The following is an 18,227-nucleotide window of genomic DNA, read 5'->3' on the forward strand; positions in this document are numbered from 1 at the left end:
CCGCGGTGCCCGTGGTCTAGCTGCTTCCTTCAGCCCCGCGGTCCGCTTCCGGATCCGGGGCTCTTCTCTTGTGTGAGGCCCGTGACCGGATGACACCGCAACCGCCCCACCACGAGAACAAGGAGTCCGAGATGAGTGTCGACACAGAAGCAGTGCCGGATATCGACGATCTGCGCAAGGAGATCGACGAACTCGACGCCGCCATCCTCGCCGCGGTCCAGCGCCGCACCGAGGTGTCCCGGCTGATCGGCAAGGCGCGGATGGCCTCCGGCGGCACCCGACTGGTGCACAGCCGGGAGATGAAGGTCATCGAGCGCTACAGCGCGCTGGGCCCCGAGGGCAAAGACCTCGCCATGCTGCTGCTGCGCCTCGGCCGCGGCCGCCTCGGCCACTAGGCCCCCTCCGGTCGCGAAACAGCATTCCCGGTTGCGAAGCGACCGTCTTGACCGCCCGGAATGCTATTTCGCGGGTTTCGTGAGCGCCTCGGTGAGCCACGGTGTCAACCATTCAACGGCCTCGGGCGTGGGATGCACGCCGTCGCTGCGCATCCGGATGCCGTCGGTGCGGGTGGTGTAGTAACCGCGCGGCGACATCTTCTCGTTGAGGTCGAGGACGGTGACGTTCCGGCGCGGCTTCGCGACCTCGCGCAGCAGCTCGTTCCAGTCGTCGGCGCGTTCGGGCTCGTCCTCGGGGTACAGAGTCCCGTCGGCCTGTTCGGCACGTCGGTTGTAGGGGGCCGTCGTCGCCACGATCCGCGCGCCCGTCGAGCTGAGGACGTCGAACGCCCGATTCAATTCCGTGCGCAGATAGGCGTCGTACCGATCGTCGCCGACGTGGGTCCACTTACCCCCGCTGAGGCGGTCGACCATCTCCCAGCGTCCGATCATCAGCAGCACCACGTCGGGCCGGTCGTACCCGATGCGTTGGGCCCAGCGCGTCGGCCAGGTGTCGCATTCCGGCTTCTGGTTCAGCGTCTCCCCGGTGGTCCGGTAGGGCCCGCCCCGGGCGATGCCGCAGCCGATCGTCGTGTAGTTCGCGAACTGCAGGCCCGGCGTAGCGGGCAGATAGCGCATCAGGGTCCACGCGATCGAGTCACCGAACACCGCGACCGTCTGGGTGCCCGGCTCCGTGCGCGCGGTGCCGCCGACATGGACCGGGATCTCGGGCATCACCGCCGCGGCCGAGGCGATGTCGAAGGAATCGCCGGTGCCGGTGTCCTCGGACGGGAGTCCGCCCACGGGGACGACGGTCAGGGTCACCACCGCGGCCGTCGCTGCGGTGGCCACCGCGAGCGGGAGCATCGGCACGGTGACCGGCCGCCACTGCCGGATCGGCCGTTCGAGCACCCAGTAGGACGCGATCGCGACGACGAGGGTCAACCCGCACCTGGCGGCGAACAACGACCAGCCCGACCAGCCCGTCCGTTCACCATTGAGCAGCAGGAAGATCGGCCAGTGCCACAGGTAGACGCCGTAGGAGATGGTGCCGAGCCGCACCAGCGGCGGGCATGCGAGCAGCCGCGCGACCGGGCCGCCCTGATCCAGGGCGACGGTCGCGACGACCAGCACGGAGGCCACCGCCGCCGCGGTGAACAGGCCGGCGCGGTATTCGTCGGGGGTACCGGTCGCCAGATGCGCCAGCGCGGCGATGCCGGCCACGCCGACGACGGAGAGGACCCGGGCCAGCCAGCGTCCCCAGCGCGGGCGGATCGGGGTGTCCATGGTGACGCTCGACCAGTCCCGCACCAGCAGCGCCGCCGCGGCCGCGCCGAGCAGCAGCGCCTGGACGCGGGTGTCGGTGCCGAAGTACACCCGGTTGGCGGTGGCGTCCGAGGTGAGCAGCACCGCGGCGGTCGCACTGGCCGCGGCGCCCGCGACGGCCAATCCGAACACCGAGAACCGCACCGCGCGCAGCGAGGGCGCGCTGCGCCGATAGGCCAGGATCCCGACGACCGCGACGATCAGCAGCGGCCACACCAGGTAGTACTGCTCTTCGACGCCGAGCGACCAGGTGTGCTGCAGCGGCGACGGCGGGCTGCCGTGCGCGAAGTAGTCGGTGTGTTGGGCGACGAACGCCCAGTTCGCCACCCAGAAGAAGGCGGCGACGGCATCTTCCCGCAGTGCGGTGACGGCGTCGGGCGGGAACAGTTCGCGCAGCGCCACCACACCGAGGACGACAACCAGCAGCGCGGGCAGCAGCCTGCGGGCGCGGCGGATCCAGAAGCCGCGCAAATCGATCCGGCCGGTGCGACCGAGTTCGTCGATCAGCAGCGAGGTGATGAGGAAGCCGCTGAGGACGAAGAACACGTCGACGCCCAGGAATCCGCCGCTGACACCCGGCAGCCCACCGTGGTCGGCGAGCACCAGCAGGACGGCGACGGCGCGAATCCCGTCGAGCGCCGGGATGTCCCGCCGCGCGGCCCCCCGGCGCGCAGGGGTCGCCGGAGCCGCCACCCACCGGGATCGCCCGGTGACGCGCACCGGCGCCGCAGTCACGGCAGTCACGTCTGAGAAGGCCCTCCACCAATCGCTTCCGAGGACGGGAGTCTATGGCCGCGGCGGCGGCCGATCGGGAAGGCGCTCCGGACCGGGCGCTAGTTGGTCGTAGCGCGATGTCCGCCCGCGCTAACGCGTCAGCGCAATGTACTTCGTGTCGAGGTACTCCTCGATCCCCTCGGTGCCGCCCTCCCGGCCGAAGCCGGACTCCTTGATCCCGCCGAACGGTGCGGCGGCGTCGGAGATGACGCCCCGGTTGACGCCGACCATGCCGGACTGGATGGCCTCGGCCACGCGCAGCGCGCGGTCCAGCGACTGGGTGTAGACGTAGGCTGCCAGCCCGTATTCGGTGTCGTTGGCCGCCGCGATGCCCTCTTCCTCGGTGTCGAAGCCGATGATCGGCGCGACCGGCCCGAACACCTCCTCTTTGAGGATCCGCGCGTCGGCGGGGACATCGGCGAGCACGGTGGCCGGGTAGAAGTTGCCCGGACCGCCGGGGGCGACGCCACCGACGGCCACGGTCGCGCCACGCGACACCGCGTCGGACACCAACTCGGTGACCTTGTCGAGCTGCTTGGAGTTGATCAGCGGGCCGAGTTTCGACGATTCGTCGAGCCCCTTGCCGAGGGGGAAGTCGCTCATCCGCTTCACCAGCTTCTCGGTGAACTCCTCGCGCACCGCGTTGGCGACGTGGAAGCGGTTGGCCGCCGTGCAGGCTTCGCCGCCGTTGCGCATCTTGGCCAGAATCGCGCCCTCGACGGCGGCGTCGACATCGGCGTCGTCGAACACGATGAACGGTGCGTTCCCGCCCAGCTCCATCGACGTGCGCAGCAGTTTGTCCGACGACTGCTTCACCAGGGCCTTCCCTACACCGGTCGAGCCGGTGAACGTCAGCTTGCGCAGCCGGCCGTCGTCGATCAGCGCGCTGGTCACCGCGCCCGGGTCGCTGGTGGGCAGCACCGACAGCACACCCTTGGGCAGACCGGCGTCGTCGCACAGCTTGGCCAGGTAGAGCATGGTCAGCGGCGTCTCCTGGGCCGGCTTGACGATCATCGTGCAGCCGGCGGCGAACGCGGGCCCCATCTTGCGGGTGCCCATCGCGAGCGGGAAGTTCCACGGCGTGATCGCGTAACAGGGGCCGACGGGCTGCTTGGTCACGATGATCCGCCCGGTCCCGGCCGGGCTCGGGGTGTAGCGGCCGCCGATCCGGACGGCCTCCTCGGCGAACCACCGGAAGAACTCCGCGCCGTAGGTCACCTCACCCTTGCTCTCCGCGACGACCTTGCCCATCTCCAGCGTCATCAGCGCGGCGATGTCGTCGGCGCGCTCGGTGATGGTCTCGAACACCGATCGCAGGATCTCGCCGCGTTTACGTGCCGGCGTGGCGGCCCACTCGTCCTGCACGGCCACCGCGGCGTCGAGTGCGGCGATGGCGTCGTCGGCCGTCGCATCGGCGACCGCGACGAGCACCTGATCGTCGCTGGGATCGAGCACGTTGAACGTCGATTTCCCCTGGCGTTCCTCACCGCCGATCCACAGACCGGTGGGGACGGAGTTCAGCAGCGCGGTGGTGTCCATACGTTCATTCTCTACGCCGATTTTCCGGTCTCCGCACTAGGGTTTGGGCATGGATTCCGAGTCCCGAGAGATTCCCGACATTGCGGCGACCCCGGCGTGGCGGGCCCTGCAGAGCCACCACGAACAGATCGCCGGGACGCATCTTCGGGAGCTGTTCGACGAGGACCCGGCCCGGGGTACGGAGCTGACGGTGTCTGTCGGCGACCTGTACATCGACTACAGCAAGCACCGCATCACCCGCGAGACGCTGGGGTTGCTCGTCGACCTGGCCCGCGCCGCCGGTCTGGAGGAGCGGCGGGACGCGATGTTCGCCGGCGCGCACATCAACACCTCCGAGGACCGGGCGGTGTTGCACACCGCGCTGCGGCTGCCGCGCGGCGCGACGTTGGAGGTGGACGGTCAGGACGTCGTCGCCGACGTGCACGAGGTGCTGGACCGGATGGGTGATTTCACCGACCGGCTGCGCAGCGGCGAGTGGACCGGCGCGACCGGCGAGCGGATCAGCACGGTGGTCAACATCGGCATCGGCGGCTCGGACCTCGGCCCGGTGATGGTCTACGACGCGCTGCGCCACTACGCCGACGCGGGTGTCTCGGCGCGCTTCGTCTCCAACGTCGATCCGGCCGATCTGGTCGCCACACTCGACGGGCTGGATCCGGCGACCACGCTGTTCATCGTGGCGTCCAAGACGTTCTCCACGCTCGAGACCCTGACCAACGCGACCGCCGCCCGGCGCTGGCTGATTGAAGGACTGGGAGACGCTGCAGGACGGGATGCGGTGAGCAAGCACTTCGTCGCGGTGTCGACCAACAAGAAGCTGGTCGACGAATTCGGCATCGACACCGCCAACATGTTCGGTTTCTGGGATTGGGTGGGCGGCCGGTATTCGGTGGACAGCGCGATCGGGCTGAGCGTGATGGCCGCGATCGGCAAGGAACGGTTCGCCGAGTTCCTGGCGGGCTTCCACCTCGTCGACCAGCACTTCCGCACGGCCCCACTGGAATCCAACGCGCCGGCGCTGCTGGGTCTGGTCGGCCTGTGGTACTCGAACTTCTTCGGCGCACAGTCGCGGGCGGTGCTGCCCTACTCCAACGACCTGTCGCGGTTCGCGGCCTACCTGCAGCAGCTGACGATGGAGTCCAACGGTAAGTCGGTGCGCGCAGACGGTACGCCGGTCGGCACCGGCACCGGGGAGATCTTCTGGGGCGAGCCGGGAACCAACGGCCAGCACGCCTTCTACCAGCTGCTGCATCAAGGGACTCGGCTGGTCCCCGCCGACTTCATCGGCTTCTCCCAGCCGACCGACGATCTCCCGACCGCCGACGGCACCGGCAGCATGCACGACCTGTTGATGAGCAACTTCTTCGCCCAGACCCAGGTACTGGCGTTCGGCAAGACCGCCGAGGAGATCGCTGCAGAGAATACCCCCGCCGACGTCGTCCCGCACAAGGTCATGCCCGGAAACCGGCCTACGACAAGCATTCTCGCGACCAAGCTGACTCCGTCGGTCGTCGGGCAGCTGATCGCGCTGTACGAACACCAGGTATTCACCGAAGGCGTGATCTGGGGGATCGACTCCTTCGATCAATGGGGCGTCGAGCTCGGCAAGACCCAGGCCAAGGCGCTGCTGCCGGTGCTCACCGACGACGCGTCGCCGGCCGAGCAGTCCGACACCTCGACCGACGCGCTGGTGCGGCACTACCGAGCAGAGCGCGGACGCACCGCCTAGGCAGCGATCTACTTGACGCCGGGTATGCGGCGCAGCGCTTTCAGGCCGACGGTCATCACCTTGGCGTAGCGGTCGGCGCGCAGCCACGGCGGAACGCCCACGGGTAGACCGCGTTCGACGGCGATCGTCTGCGCCTCGGTGTATTTGAGCATCCCGTGTTCGCCGTGGCGGCGCCCCACCCCGGAGTCCTTCATGCCGCCCATCGGCGCGTCCACCGACGCCCATGCCGCGGCGTAGGCCTCGTTGACGTTGACGGTGCCCGCCTGCAGTTTCGCCGCAACCTCGCGACCGCGCTGCGGATTGGTCGTCCAGACACTGAAATTCAGGCCGAAGCGGCTGTCGTTGGCCTTGGCGATCGCCTCCTCCTCGGAGTCGACGCGGTACACCGAGACCACCGGGCCGAAGGTCTCGTCGAGGTAGGCGTCCATACCGTCGGTCACCCCGGACAGGATCGTCGGCTCGTAGAAGAACGGACCGATCTCCGGCCGGGCGCGGCCGCCGGCCAGGACGGTGGCGCCCTTGTTCGCCGCGTCGTCAACGTGCCCGATCACGGTATCGAGCTGTGTCTGGTTGATCAGGGTGCCCATGTCGGCTGAATAGTCCAGCGCCGCACACAATTTGAGTTCGTTCGTGTATCGGACGAAACGGTCGATGAACTGGTCCCACAGGGCGCCGGGGACGTAGATCCGCTCGATGGAGATGCACAGCTGGCCGGCGTTGGAGAACGCCGCCTTCACTGCGCCGCGGGCCGCCTTGTCGACGTCGGCGTCGTCGAGGACCAGCAGGGCGTTCTTGCCGCCGAGTTCCATCGAGTAGTCGATGAGCCGTTCGGCGGCCTGCTGGGCGACGACGCGGCCGCTGCTCGTCGACCCGGTGAACATCAGGTAGTCCGACTGCTCGATGATCGATGTGCCGAGTTCGCGGCCCGGCCCCGTGAGGCTCTGCACCAGCCCGTGCGGCATACCGGCCCGCTCCAGTAGCCGCACCGCCCACAGGTGCGAAAACGGGGTCCGGTCATCGGGTTTCGCGAGCACAGCGTTTCCGGCGACGATCGCGGGTAGGGCATCGCTGATGCCGAGGGTCAGTGGATAGTTCCACGGCGAGATGATGCCGACGATGCCTTTGGGGTGGTAGTGCTCCCACACCTCGGTCAGCATCAGCTGCACACCCTGGCGGCGCTTCGGCCGCAGCGCCTCCTCCGCGATATGGGCGTAGTAGCGGGCGGTCAGCGCGACGTCGATGACCTCTTCGAAGGCGTGCCTGCGGGCCTTCCCGTTCTCGAGCTGGATCAGGTCGAGCACCTCGTCCTGGTGTTCGAGCACCAGATCGTGCAGCCGCAGCATGACCGCGGCGCGTTCGGACACCGGGCGCGCCGCCCACTCGGCCTGCACGGCGCGGGCCCGTGCGGCGGCGGCGACCACGTCGTCGGCGGTGCAGTGCGGTACCTGACCGAGCTGCTGTCCGGTCATCGCGTCGACGATGTCGCGGTGGCGGCTGGTGTCGGCCGCCGGGACGCGCTGCGCCAACTCGGTGAGCAGCGGCTCGACCCGGGGATGTGCGGTTGAGAAGGTCGTCATGGCGTGCTGGATACCCAGCCCGCGTATCGGCAAGCTCTCACTTGAGCAGTCGGGACATCCGCCGGTCGGCCAGCACCTTGCCTCCGGTCTGACATGTCGGGCAGTACTGGAACGATTTGTCGGCGAACGAGATCTCGCGGACGGTGTCGCCGCACACCGGACACGGCAGCCCCGTACGGGCGTGGACGCGCAGCCCGGAACGCTTCTCCCCCTTCAGCGTCGCGGCCTGCTGTCCGACCGACCGCGACACCGCATCGGTCAGCAGCGAGATCATCGCGTCGTGCAGGGCGGCCAGCTGCGCGTCTGTCAGCTTGCCCGCAGTGGCGAACGGCGACAGCCGGGCCACGTGCAGGATCTCGTCGCTGTAGGCATTGCCGATACCGGCGATCACCTTCTGGTCGGTGATGACGGTCTTGATCCTTCCGGTCTGCCCGGCCAGGACGCGGCCGAGGTCCTCGGCGGTCAGCTCCAGGGCGTCGGGGCCGAGGGCGGCGATGCCGGGCACCTTCGCCGGATCGTCCACCAGCCAGACCGCCAGCCGTTTCTGGGTGCCTGCCTCGGTCAGGTCGAAACCCGGAGCCGCCCCGGCGGCGACATCCGGCCGTAGGGACTCCCCCGGCGTGCCCAGGTGTACCCGCAGCGCGATCGGCCCCTTACCCGGTTTGAGCGGCCCCGGCGCGAGCTTGTCCGACCAACGCAGCCAGCCGGCCCGCGACAGATGCGTGATGAGCAGCAGCTCCCCCGCGGCCAGGCCGAGGTACTTCCCCCAGCGGTGGGCGTCGGTCACCTCGCGGCCCTGCAGGGCGGTGATGGGCGGGTCGAACGTCTTGAGGACCGAGAACGCCGAGACGTCGATGCGTCCTATCGTCAGGCCGACGGCGTGGCGGCGCAGGTGGTCGGCCAGAGCTTCGACCTCGGGCAGTTCGGGCATGGTTCCAGTGTGCCGGTCATCGGTCGGCGGTGAGGCCGCCTGTGACGACGGACAGCAGCCAGCTGACGATCGAGAGCAGGATGGCCGCCCAGATCGCGGTCCACCAGAAGTCGTCGATGTAGAGCCCCCAGTGCGTGGTGTGCTCGGTGATCCAGGCGGTCAGCCACAGCATCAGCGCGTTCACCACGACGTGGAACAGGCCGAGCGTGAGGATGTACAGCGGAATCGACACGATCTGCACGATGGGCTTGATGACGGCGTTGACCAGGCCGAACACCACGGCGACGACCAAGATGATGCCGACGCGCGCCCACGTCGAGTCGCCGCCTACGAATTCGATACCCGACATCAGTTGGGTGACGATCCACAGTGCGACGCCGGTCAGCGCGGCGCGCAGCAAGAAGGCCATACCGACTGATCCTGCCAGGTTCAGGCCCGCAGCAGGTAGGTGTCCATGATCCAGCCGTGTTGCTCCCGCGCGCGAGCCCGCAACTCCGCGATGTGCGCGCCGTCGCGGCCGACGGTGCCGGCGACGAGCAGTTCGTCGGGGGTGCCGAGGTAGGCGCCCCACCAGATCCGGGTCTCCGGTGCACAGGTGCGAAACGAGCAGTCCGCGTCGAGCATGACCACTGCGGAGCCGGTCAGCCCCTGTTCGCGCAGCCGCCGGCCGGTCGTCACCAGCACGGGTTCGCCGACGTCGTTGAGCGGAATGCGGTGACGCGCGGTCAGCGCTTGGATCGCGGTGATGCCGGGGATCACGTCGAACTCGAACGGCACGTGCTCTGCCACCAGGTCCAGGATGCGCAGGGTGCTGTCGTAGAGGGACGGATCGCCCCAGGCGAGGAAGGCGCCGACGCCGTCCGGCGCGAGTTCGGATTCGATGGCCGCTGCCCACCGCCGGGCCCGCTCGGCGTGCCAGTCGGCGACGACCGTGCGGTACTCGCCGTCCGTGGCGCGCTTCGGGTCGGGCAGCTCCACGAAGCGGTAGGTGGGCTCGTCGATGAACCGCGCGCAGATGTCGCGGCGCAGCGCCACCAGGTCGTCTTTGGTCTCGCCCTTGTCCATGGCGAAGAAGACGTCGGTGTCGTTGAGCGCCGAGACGGCCTGGGCGGTCACGTAGTCCGGGTCGCCGGCGCCGATACCGATGACGTGAATCCGTCGGGTCACGCAAGCGAGTATGCGCGACGGGGTGCGCCGGCTAGCTGTCGCGGCCCCTGCTGCGGCGCAGGGTCCGGCCCATCTTGACGTCCTTCTCCTCCGCTTCTGCCATCTTCTTCACGTTGCGGTCGTCCCGGGGCGGCAGCAGCAGTTCCCGTTCGGCGGGCATACCCGCCTGCAGCTGGCGGCCGCGTTCGAGTTCGGCGTCGAGTTCGGCGCCGAACAGCAGCACCAGGTTGGTGATCCACAGCCACAGCAGGAACACGACGACGCCGGCCAGCGTGCCGTAGGTCTTGTTGTAGCTGGCGAAGTTCGAGACGTAGAGACCGAACCCGATCGAGGCGACGACCCAGCAGACGATCGCCACCGCGGCGCCGATGCTGATCCAGCGGAACTTCGGCTGCTTGACGTTGGGCGTCGCGTAGTAGAGCACGGCCACGACGGCGACCACGAACAGCAGGATCACCGGCCACTTGACGATGTTCCACACCGTCACCGCCTGACTGCCCAGCCCGATCACGTTGCCGACCGCCTCGGCGATCGGTCCGCTGACCGCCAGCATGAACGCCACTGCGGCGGCCAGCACGAGCGCCACCAGGGTGAGCACCAACTGCAGCGGGCGCAGTTTCCAGAACGGTCTGCCCTCGTCGATCTCGTACATCCGGTTCATCGCGCGGCCGAACGCCCCGACGTAACCCGACGCCGACCACAGGGCGCCCACGATGCCGATCACCAGGGCGACGCCGGCCGACGGCGCGGCGACCAGCTGCTCGATCGTCGGCCGCAGGGTGTCCACCGTCGAGGCGGGGGCGACATCGCCGACCAGTTCGAGCACGGCGTCAGTGGTGCGCCGGCCCTGCCCGAACACGCCGAGCAGCGACACGACGACCAGCAGCGCCGGGAACAGCGAGAGCACGGCGTAGTAGGTCAGCGCCGCCGCCAGATCGGTGCACTGGTCCTGGGTGAACTCGCGGGCGGTCTTGCGCAGGATGTAGAGCCACGATCGTTTGGTCAGATCGGCCGGCGAATCGGGTTTCCGTGGGTCGTCGGGATCGGGCATGCGTTCCCGGTCCACGGTTTCGGTCTCGGCCATACCGGTCGATACCCGGGCCGCCCGGCGCCGAAACGGTCAGGCGCCGTCCTCCCGCGCCAGCGCGCCGATCACCTTCTCCATCTTGCTTTCCGGCATCAGCGGAGGCAGCAGCGGTGTGGAGTCGACGATCGCCTCGATCACGGTCGGCCGGTCGGCGCTCAGCGCGCGCCGCCAGGCGTCGTCGGCCTGGTCGGACGACGTGATCCGGATCCCGTGCAGGCCGAGCAGTTCGGCGTAGTCGGCGTACGGGAACGACGGGACGTCCTGGGAAGCGTCGAAGCGCGGATTGCCCTCCATCTCGCGCTGCTCCCACGACACCTCGGTGAGGTCCTGGTTGTGCAGGACGAGGATCGCGAAGCGCGGATCGTCCCACGACCGCCACCGGTCGGCGATGGTGACCAGTTCGAGCAGACCGCTCATCTGCATTGCGCCGTCGCCGATCAGGGCGACCACCGGCCGTTGCGGTGCATCGTATTTCGCGGCCAGACCGTACGGCAGCGCGCAGCCCATCGAGGCGAGGTAGCCGGAGACGTGGGCGGGCACGCCCCGCGGCAGCCGCACGTGCCGGGCGTACCAGTAGACCGATGATCCGACATCGACGGCGACCCGCGCGTCGGCAGGCAGGTGGTCCGACAGTGCCCGCACCACGGCTTCGGGGTTGGCGTCGGAGGTCTGTACGAGAGCGCGGGCGGCGGCTTCGTCGTGCCAGCGCCGCGTCCACTCGCGCACCTGCTGCTGCCAGCCGCGCTTCTTCTCCGCCAGCATCGGCAGCAGGGCCGAAAGGGCAAGTGCCGCATCGCCGATCACGGGTGCCTCGACAGGATACTTCGCTCCGACCACTCTCGGTTCGATGTCGATCTGCACGGCCCTGGCCTGACCGGGCGCCGGATAGAACTCTGTCCACGGGTCGTTGCAGCCCACCATCAGCAGCGTGTCGCATTCGGCCATGAGATGGGCGCTCGCGGTGGTGCCGAGATGCCCCATCACGCCGGTGTGCCAGGGCTCGCCCTCATCGAGGACCGGTTTGCCCAATAGCGAAACCGTCACTCCCGCACCGAGATGCTCGACCAGCCGCGCGATCTCCTCGGTGGCGCCTGCCGCACCCCGGCCGACGAGCAGCGCCACCTTCTCGCCGGCTTCGAGCACCTCCGCGGCCCGGCGCAGCTGCTCCTCGGCGGGCGTCAGGTGGCCCCGTGCGGACACCGCCGACGACGGCACCACACCGTGGCTGTGCTGCAACTCGTCGGGCATCTCCGCCTGCTGAACGTCGTGCGGGATGATCAGGCAGGTCGGCGTCGAGGTGGCGATCGCGGTGCGCATGGCGTTGTCCAGGGCCATCAGCGCCTGCTCGGGCGCGAAAACCGTCTGCACGTACTGCCCGCACACGTCCTTGAACAGCGCGTGCAGGTCGACCTCCTGGAGGTAACCGCTGCCCAGTGCGGTCGAGACCACCTGGCCGACGATGGCGACGACCGGCCGCCGGTCCAGCTTGGCGTCGTAGAGACCCGCCAGCAGGTGGATGGCGCCGGGTCCCTGGGTGGCCGTGCAGACGCCGACCTTGCCGGTGTACTTGGCGTGGCCGCAGGCGGCGAACGCGGCGAGTTCCTCGTGCCGGGTGGAGACGAACTCGGGTGCGCCGGCGCGCTGGATGGCCCCGAGGAGGGTGTTGATGCCGTCACCGGCGTATCCGAAGACCCGTTCGACGTCCCAGTCGCGCAGTCGGGCGACGAGCGCGTCGGCGACCAGATCGGACACTCAGACCTCAGGGTCCTCTTTGGTGATGGCATGGAAGCCCTTGGCCTGCCCGCGAGCCAGCGCGGCGCGAACCACCCCGACGATCAGACCCTGGACCGCGGCGGCGATGAAGATGTCGCGGGTCGAGGTCGACAGGTCGGTGGGATCCGGCGGCTCCCCGCCGGACGGGTTCACCCGGTGGTAGACCTCGGTGAAGATCTTGCCGGCGAGCAGACCGCCGAGGACGCTGCTGGCGACGGACAGGGGCTTGTACAACTGCTTCGCGGCACTCACGCCGGTCTCGTTCCCTCGGGCCGAATCTTCAAACATGGAACTAGAACAGGTTCTAGTATTCGGGGCAACGACAAGAGGAGGCGCTGTGCGGTTCACCTATGCCGAGGCGATGACCGACCCGACCTACTACATCCCGTTGGCCAAGGCTGCCGAAGCGGCCGGCTACCACGCGATGACGATTCCCGACAGCGTCGCCTATCCGTACGAATCCGATTCGACGTATCCGTACACCCCCGATGGCAGCCGGGAGTTCCTCGACGGCAAGGCGTTCATCGAGTCCTTCGTCCTCGCGGGGGCTCTGTGCGCGGTGACCTCCACGCTGAAGTTCAACTTCTTCGTCCTCAAGCTGCCGATCCGGCCGCCCGCCCTGGTGGCCAAGCAGGCCGGGTCGCTGGCCGCGCTGTTCGACAACCGGCTCGGACTCGGCGTCGGCACCAGCCCGTGGAAGGAGGACTACGAGCTGATGAACGTGCCGTTCGCCAAGCGCGGCAAGCGGATGGACGAGTGCATCGAGATCATCCGCGGCCTGACCACCGGCGAGTACTTCGAGTTCCACGGCGAGTTCTACGACATCCCAAAGACGAAGATGACACCTGCCCCCACGAAGCCGGTGCCGATTCTGGTCGGCGGCCACGCCGACGCCGCGTTGCGGCGGGCGGCGCGGTGCGACGGCTGGATGCACGGCGGCGGCGATCCGGAGGAACTCGACGCGCTGATCGCCAAGCTCAACAGGTTCCGTGAGGAACAGGGCCAGACCGGCCCGTTCGAGATCCACGTGATCTCGGTCGACGCCTTCACCGTCGACGGCGTCAAACGCCTGGAGGACAAGGGCGTCACCGATGTGATCGTCGGTTTCCGCATCCCCTACATCACCGGCCCGGACACCGAACCCCTCGACGCCAAGATCCGCAACCTCGAGTGGTTCGCCGAGAACGTGATCTCCAAGGTCTGACCGGCCGGGTACGGGTCGATCCCAGAGGCGTTGACAGCCGTCAACACCCGTGTGGTGGGATGACGTCATGGCTGTTCTGGACAAGTTCCGTCTCGACGACCGGGTCGTCATCGTCACCGGCGCCTCCTCGGGTCTGGGAGTGGCGTTCGCCAAGGGGTGCGCCGAGGCCGGCGCCGACGTGGTGCTCGCCGCGCGTCGCGCCGACAAACTGGCGGGGACCGCGGAGTTGGTCCGCGCGACCGGCCGCCGCGCGCTGACCGTGGCCACCGACGTCTCGGACCCGGCGCAGTGCCAGGCCATGGTGGATGCCGCGATGACCGAGTTCGGCCGGGTCGACGTGCTAATCAACAACGCGGGCGTCGGCACCGCGGTGCCGGCCTCGCGCGAGACGCCCGAGGAGTTCCGGGCCGTCGTCGATGTCAACCTCAACGGGTCCTACTGGGCGGCCCAGGCCTGCGGCCGGGTGATGCAGCCCGGCAGTTCGGTGGTCAACATCTCCAGCATCCTCGGCATCACGACCGCGGCGCTGCCCCAGGCCGCCTACAGCGCGAGCAAAGCCGCGATCGCCGGGCTGACGCGAGATCTGGCACAGCAGTGGGGATCCCGTAAGGGCATCCGGGTCAACGCCATCGCGCCGGGCTTCTTCGAGAGCGAGATGACCGAGCAGTACCGGCCGGGCTACCTCGACAGCATGATGCCGCGGGTGGTGCTGGGCCGGATGGGCGATCCGGAGGAACTGGCGGCGACGTTGGTGTGGCTGGTCTCGGACGCCGGCGGTTACGTGACCGGGCAGACCGTCGTCGTCGACGGCGGCGTCACCATCAACTGAACCGGTTACGGCGGGATCGACGCGGGTAGCCGGTGGCGTGACCGATCAGACCTTCCCCTTCGCGTTCACCCGGTCCTATCAGCTCGCTGCCGCACCGTTCGGGATCCACCCGTCGACCTCGGAGGTGGTGGTCCACGACGGCAGGCTGATCTGCTTCTTCGGTCCGTGGCACGTGGAGTCGTCGCTGGAGAACATCGTCGCCGTGCGCGTCACCGGCCCGTTCTCGTTCGTCCGCACCGCCGGTGGCGCGCGGATGTCGATGGCCGACCGCGGCATCACGCTGGCCACCAACGGCGATCGCGGGGTGTGCGTGCTGTTCGAGGTGCCGGTGCCCGGCATCGAGCCGACCGGACGGGTACGCCACCCCAACCTCACGGTGACGGTCGCCGACTGCGAGGGGCTGGCCCGGGTACTCAAACCGGAGTAGCGGACTCCGTCAGCACACGAGGGAAGGAATCTGAATGGCCACTCCAGGCACCCAAGGCACACCGGCAGCCGCCCCGACGGCGGGCAAGGCGACCGTACAGAAGGCGTCCGCGGCGGTCGGTGCGGTGTTCCTGCTGGTCGGCATCCTGGGCTTCATCCCGGGCATCACCACGAACTACGACACGCTGACGTTCGCGGGCCATCACTCGGAGGCGAAGTTGCTCGGGCTCTTCGAGGTTTCCGGACTGCACAACGCGGTGCACCTGCTGTTCGGGGTGCTCGGGCTGGCCCTACACGGGACGTTCAACGGAGCGCGGTTCTTCCTGATCGGCGGCGGCGTCACCTATCTGCTGCTGTTCCTGTACGGAATGCTCATCGACCACGATTCGCCGGCGAACTTCGTGCCCGTCAACACCGCCGACAACTGGCTGCATCTCGGGCTGGGGGTCGGGATGGTCGCGCTCGGAGTGGCGCTGGGCCGAGTGCCGCGCACAGCGCCCAACGATCGGCGCCACCTTCCGGGCTAACCCAGTACGGCCACCACGGCGACGATCACCGGCACCGACGCCGCGGTGGTGATGAGGGTGACCTCGCGGGCCAGCGACTCACCGCGCCGGTACACCGACGCGTAGGCGTTGATGTTCTGCGCGGAGGGCAGCGCCGCCAGCACCGTCACCAACAGCACCTGATCGTCGTCGACACCGAACACCCAGCGGGCGAGCACAAAGGCCAACGCGGGCATGACGAGAAGTTTCGCCGCCGAGGCGATGCCGACGTCGACCCGATCGGCCCGCGCCTTGTCGCCGATGCCCGCGGTCAGCGAGATACCGAACGCCAGCAGCACGGTCGGGATCGCCAGATCGGCAAGGAGTTCGAACGGACCGACCAACGGACGGGGGATCTCCAGGTTCGCGGCGGCGAGCACCAGGCCGATGGCGCTGCCCGCGATGATCGGGTTGGTGACCAACTCGCGGACCTGACGACCGGCCGACGGCCGCGGCGTGATGTCGGAGGTGAGGATCGCGATCCCGACGGGCGCCATCAGCACCGCCTGGAACAGCAGGATCGCCGAGACGGTCGTGGTGTCGCCGAAGACGTAGGCGCTCAACGGAATACCGAGGTTGCCCGCGTTGACATAGGAACCGGTCCAGGACGCGATGGTGGCATCGCCCCTGCTGCGGCGACGCACCAGGGCGAAGACCGCGAAGCACAATCCGAAAGACGAGACGGTGGCCAGCGCGGACACCAGCAGCGGCAGCGAGAAGATCTGGTCGAGCGTGGCCCGAGACAACGTCAGCAGCAGCAGGGCGGGAACGCCGACGTGGAAGGCGACCCGGTTGAGCACCACGCGGGCGTTGTCGCCGAGAACGCCGGTGCGTCCGACGATGGCGCCGACGCCGATCACCACACCGATGACGGCGAACGCTTCGAGGACGGCGAGCACGGGGGAACCGTACTCGGCGGGTCCGTCGCCGAACCAGCCCGAGGATGGGACATTCGAGGCATGGACCAACCGTTGCCGACACAAGGGACCGTCTCCGTCGTCGAGATCGAGGTCGCCGACGCACCCGACAGCTGGGAGCGGGCGGGTTTCCACGTCGATGCGGATGCGGTGTGCCGCGTCGGCGGTGTCCGTATCCGGCTGCGCGGTGCGCCCGGCGCCGGCATCGTCGGATGGTCGCTGCGGGGTCTTCCGAGAGACGGTTCGCTGGACGGCATCCCGACCATGCGTTCGGATGCGGATCCACCGGCGCCGACGGTGCATCCGAACGGCGTCACCGCGATCGATCACCTCGTCTTGATGTCAGCGGATCTGTCGCGCACCGTCGAGGCGCTCGCCGGCGTGGGGCTGGAGCCGCGGCGAGAGCGCGACGCCCGGCTCGGCGGACGACCGATCCGTCAGATCTTCTTTCGGCTCGGCGAGGTGATCCTCGAGGTCGTCGGTGCGCCGGATACCGCCGGCGACGGGCCGTCGACGCTGTGGGGTATCACCTACGTCGTCGACGACATCGACGCTGCGGCGCGGTACTTCGGTGACCGCATCGCGCCGGTGAAGGAGGCGGTGCAGCCCGGACGGCGGATCACCACGCTGCGGCACCGCGCCTACGGAATGTCGGTCCCCACCGCGCTGATCTCGCCGCATATCCTCACCGCATGACCGAAGACGTCGTCGTCATCCACACCGACGGCGGATGCCGGCCCAACCCGGGCCCCGGTGGCTGGGGTGCGGTGCTGCGCCAGCGTCAACACGTCCGCGAGATGTGCGGCGGGGAGCCCGGCGCGACGAGCAACAACCGGATGGAGTTGACCGCACCCATCATGGCGCTGGAGGCGCTGACCCGACCTGTGGTCGTGCATCTGCACACAGACAGCACCTACGTCCGTAACGGCATCACCAAGTGGATTCTCGGATGGGAACGCAACGGCTGGATGACGTCGGCGAAGCAACCGGTGAAGAACGCCGACCTGTGGCGGCGCCTGCAGGCGGCCTGCGCCCGGCATCAGGTCGAATGGTTCTGGGTCAAGGGACATTCCGGCGTCGCCGACAACGAGTTGGCCGATCAGCTGGCGACCCGGGGAATGCAGGAAGCGGTCGAGGCTGCCAGCATCCTTGCCCGGTGACCGGCAGCTTGTACCCGCCGTCAGGCCGCTTGGTCTTCGGGCGGTGCGGGTCCGCCGGGTTCGCCCGGTTCATCTGTGTGTTCCTGTTCGTCCTCCGGGCCTAGCAGCCGTTCGGGGCGGTGGTAGTAGTTGAGCCTCGCCTGACCGGTGTCCAATCCGGCTGGCGGGGTCCATTCGACCTCGCGGTGGTCGTTCATGTGGGTGGTCCAGCCGCCGTCCTGGTCGACGCTGCGGTTGTCGGGCCCGCAGGCCAGGCCGAGTTCGTCGACATTGGTGTTGCCGCCGTCGCACCAGTCGGTGTCCACGTGATGGGCTTGGCAGCCGTAGGCGCCCACGGTGCAGCCCGGTTTGGTGCATCCGCCGTCGCGCGCGATGAGCATGATCCGTTGCGCCGGAGAGGCGATGCGTTTGGCGCGGAACAGGTTCAGCGCCGATCCCGTCGCGCCGTCGAACACCGCGAGGTAGTGGTTGGCGTGGCCGGCCATCCGGATCACGTCGGCGATGGGTATGACGGTGCCGCCGCCGGTGGTGCCGACACCGGCGCGGGACTCCAGGTCCTGCAGAGTGGTGCGGATGATGACCGAGACCGGCAGTCCGTTGAGGTGTCCGAGTTCGCCGCTCATCAGCGCGATCCGCCCGACGGCGAGCATCGCGTCGTGTTGACGTTGGGCCAGGCTGCGGTGGTCGTTGTCGATCTGCGCTTGTGACGGTGTTCCTGAAGTGCAGGGCTCCGGGTCGTCGGGATTGCACATCCCCGGCGCGGCGTACTTGGCGAAGATGACCTCCCACACCGCCCACGCTTCGGGGGT

19 protein-coding genes and 1 pseudogene are annotated in these 18,227 nt (G+C 68.7%); 8 read left to right on the forward strand and 12 right to left on the reverse strand.

Features of this window, described 5'->3' with window-relative positions; all coding sequences use genetic code 11:
* Positions 1-89 precede the first annotated feature (89 nt).
* On the forward strand, positions 90-395 hold the full coding sequence (locus A5757_RS13525; protein WP_066834953.1) for a chorismate mutase: 306 nt from the start codon (positions 90-92) through the stop codon (positions 393-395).
* Positions 396-458: 63 nt separating this feature from the next.
* Here A5757_RS13525 and A5757_RS13530 read toward each other — a convergent pair whose 3' ends face one another.
* Together A5757_RS13530 and A5757_RS13535 are read right to left on the reverse strand one after the other, a co-directional pair.
* The gene (locus A5757_RS13530; RefSeq protein WP_082929462.1) at positions 459-2,504 is read right to left on the reverse strand and encodes an acyltransferase family protein; all 2,046 of its coding nucleotides are present in this window, start codon (positions 2,502-2,504) and stop codon (positions 459-461) included.
* Between the two features lie 120 nt (positions 2,505-2,624).
* On the reverse strand, positions 2,625-4,073 hold the full coding sequence (locus A5757_RS13535) for an NAD-dependent succinate-semialdehyde dehydrogenase (RefSeq protein ID WP_066834955.1): 1,449 nt from the start codon (positions 4,071-4,073) through the stop codon (positions 2,625-2,627).
* A gap of 49 nt (positions 4,074-4,122) precedes the next feature.
* Here A5757_RS13535 and pgi point away from each other — a divergent pair, with 49 nt between their 5' ends.
* Entirely contained in the window at positions 4,123-5,802 is a 1,680-nt protein-coding gene (gene pgi / locus A5757_RS13540; RefSeq protein WP_066834956.1) for a glucose-6-phosphate isomerase, read from the forward strand.
* A gap of 8 nt (positions 5,803-5,810) precedes the next feature.
* Here pgi and A5757_RS13545 read toward each other — a convergent pair whose 3' ends face one another.
* The 8 genes and pseudogenes from A5757_RS13545 to A5757_RS13575 all read right to left on the reverse strand — a co-directional run bounded on the left by A5757_RS13545 (position 5,811) and on the right by A5757_RS13575 (position 12,589).
* Complete coding sequence (locus tag A5757_RS13545; RefSeq protein ID WP_066834958.1) at positions 5,811-7,379, reverse strand: succinic semialdehyde dehydrogenase; 1,569 nt, start codon at positions 7,377-7,379, stop codon at positions 5,811-5,813.
* 37 nt (positions 7,380-7,416) lie between these two features.
* A complete protein-coding gene (locus A5757_RS23675) occupies positions 7,417-7,884 on the reverse strand; it encodes a zinc finger domain-containing protein (RefSeq protein WP_231983981.1) in 468 nt (155 codons plus the stop codon).
* 180 nt (positions 7,885-8,064) lie between these two features.
* Positions 8,065-8,310, reverse strand: a pseudogene (locus tag A5757_RS23680) (DNA-formamidopyrimidine glycosylase family protein); the annotation flags it as partial.
* Positions 8,311-8,326: 16 nt separating this feature from the next.
* A complete protein-coding gene (locus A5757_RS13555) occupies positions 8,327-8,719 on the reverse strand; it encodes a phage holin family protein (protein ID WP_066834960.1) in 393 nt (130 codons plus the stop codon).
* A 20-nt stretch (positions 8,720-8,739) separates the two neighbouring features.
* Positions 8,740-9,477 carry a precorrin-6A synthase (deacetylating) gene (gene cobF / locus A5757_RS13560; protein WP_066834961.1) on the reverse strand — a complete coding sequence of 246 codons (738 nt, stop codon included), beginning with the start codon at positions 9,475-9,477 and terminating at the stop codon, positions 8,740-8,742.
* A 31-nt stretch (positions 9,478-9,508) separates the two neighbouring features.
* Entirely contained in the window at positions 9,509-10,561 is a 1,053-nt protein-coding gene (locus tag A5757_RS13565) for a YihY/virulence factor BrkB family protein (RefSeq protein WP_066834962.1), read from the reverse strand.
* 36 nt (positions 10,562-10,597) lie between these two features.
* Positions 10,598-12,316 carry a thiamine pyrophosphate-requiring protein gene (locus A5757_RS13570; protein WP_066834963.1) on the reverse strand — a complete coding sequence of 573 codons (1,719 nt, stop codon included), beginning with the start codon at positions 12,314-12,316 and terminating at the stop codon, positions 10,598-10,600.
* Positions 12,317-12,589 carry a DUF4235 domain-containing protein gene (locus tag A5757_RS13575; RefSeq protein WP_066834979.1) on the reverse strand — a complete coding sequence of 91 codons (273 nt, stop codon included), beginning with the start codon at positions 12,587-12,589 and terminating at the stop codon, positions 12,317-12,319.
* An 85-nt stretch (positions 12,590-12,674) separates the two neighbouring features.
* Here A5757_RS13575 and A5757_RS13580 point away from each other — a divergent pair, with 85 nt between their 5' ends.
* The 4 genes from A5757_RS13580 to A5757_RS13595 all read left to right on the forward strand — a co-directional run bounded on the left by A5757_RS13580 (position 12,675) and on the right by A5757_RS13595 (position 15,323).
* Positions 12,675-13,541 (forward strand): LLM class flavin-dependent oxidoreductase, encoded by an 867-nt coding sequence (locus tag A5757_RS13580; protein WP_066834965.1) that lies wholly within the window; start codon positions 12,675-12,677, stop codon positions 13,539-13,541.
* Positions 13,542-13,608: 67 nt separating this feature from the next.
* Positions 13,609-14,370, forward strand: a complete 762-nt coding sequence (locus tag A5757_RS13585; protein WP_066834980.1) for an SDR family NAD(P)-dependent oxidoreductase — start codon at positions 13,609-13,611, stop codon at positions 14,368-14,370.
* A 37-nt stretch (positions 14,371-14,407) separates the two neighbouring features.
* Positions 14,408-14,797 carry a hypothetical protein gene (locus A5757_RS13590; RefSeq protein ID WP_082929463.1) on the forward strand — a complete coding sequence of 130 codons (390 nt, stop codon included), beginning with the start codon at positions 14,408-14,410 and terminating at the stop codon, positions 14,795-14,797.
* 34 nt (positions 14,798-14,831) lie between these two features.
* Positions 14,832-15,323 carry a DUF4383 domain-containing protein gene (locus tag A5757_RS13595; protein ID WP_066834971.1) on the forward strand — a complete coding sequence of 164 codons (492 nt, stop codon included), beginning with the start codon at positions 14,832-14,834 and terminating at the stop codon, positions 15,321-15,323.
* Here A5757_RS13595 and A5757_RS13600 read toward each other — a convergent pair.
* Positions 15,320-16,240, reverse strand: coding sequence for an AEC family transporter (locus A5757_RS13600; RefSeq protein ID WP_066834972.1), 921 nt, complete (start codon positions 16,238-16,240; stop codon positions 15,320-15,322). The genes A5757_RS13595 and A5757_RS13600 overlap by 4 nt on opposite strands.
* Positions 16,241-16,300: 60 nt before the next feature.
* Between A5757_RS13600 and A5757_RS13605 the strand changes: the two genes are divergently transcribed.
* A complete protein-coding gene (locus A5757_RS13605) occupies positions 16,301-16,954 on the forward strand; it encodes a glyoxalase (protein ID WP_066834973.1) in 654 nt (217 codons plus the stop codon).
* Positions 16,951-17,418 (forward strand): ribonuclease HI, encoded by a 468-nt coding sequence (gene rnhA, locus A5757_RS13610; RefSeq protein WP_066834974.1) that lies wholly within the window; start codon positions 16,951-16,953, stop codon positions 17,416-17,418. The genes A5757_RS13605 and rnhA overlap by 4 nt, the downstream gene beginning before the upstream one ends.
* 20 nt (positions 17,419-17,438) lie before the next feature.
* Here the strand turns inward: rnhA and A5757_RS13615 are convergent.
* Positions 17,439-18,227: HNH endonuclease signature motif containing protein (locus A5757_RS13615; protein WP_156618385.1), on the reverse strand; the 789-nt coding region annotated here is incomplete at its 5' end.

Source organism: Mycobacterium sp. 852013-51886_SCH5428379, from assembly GCF_001665575.1.
Lineage (GTDB): Bacteria > Actinomycetota > Actinomycetes > Mycobacteriales > Mycobacteriaceae > Mycobacterium.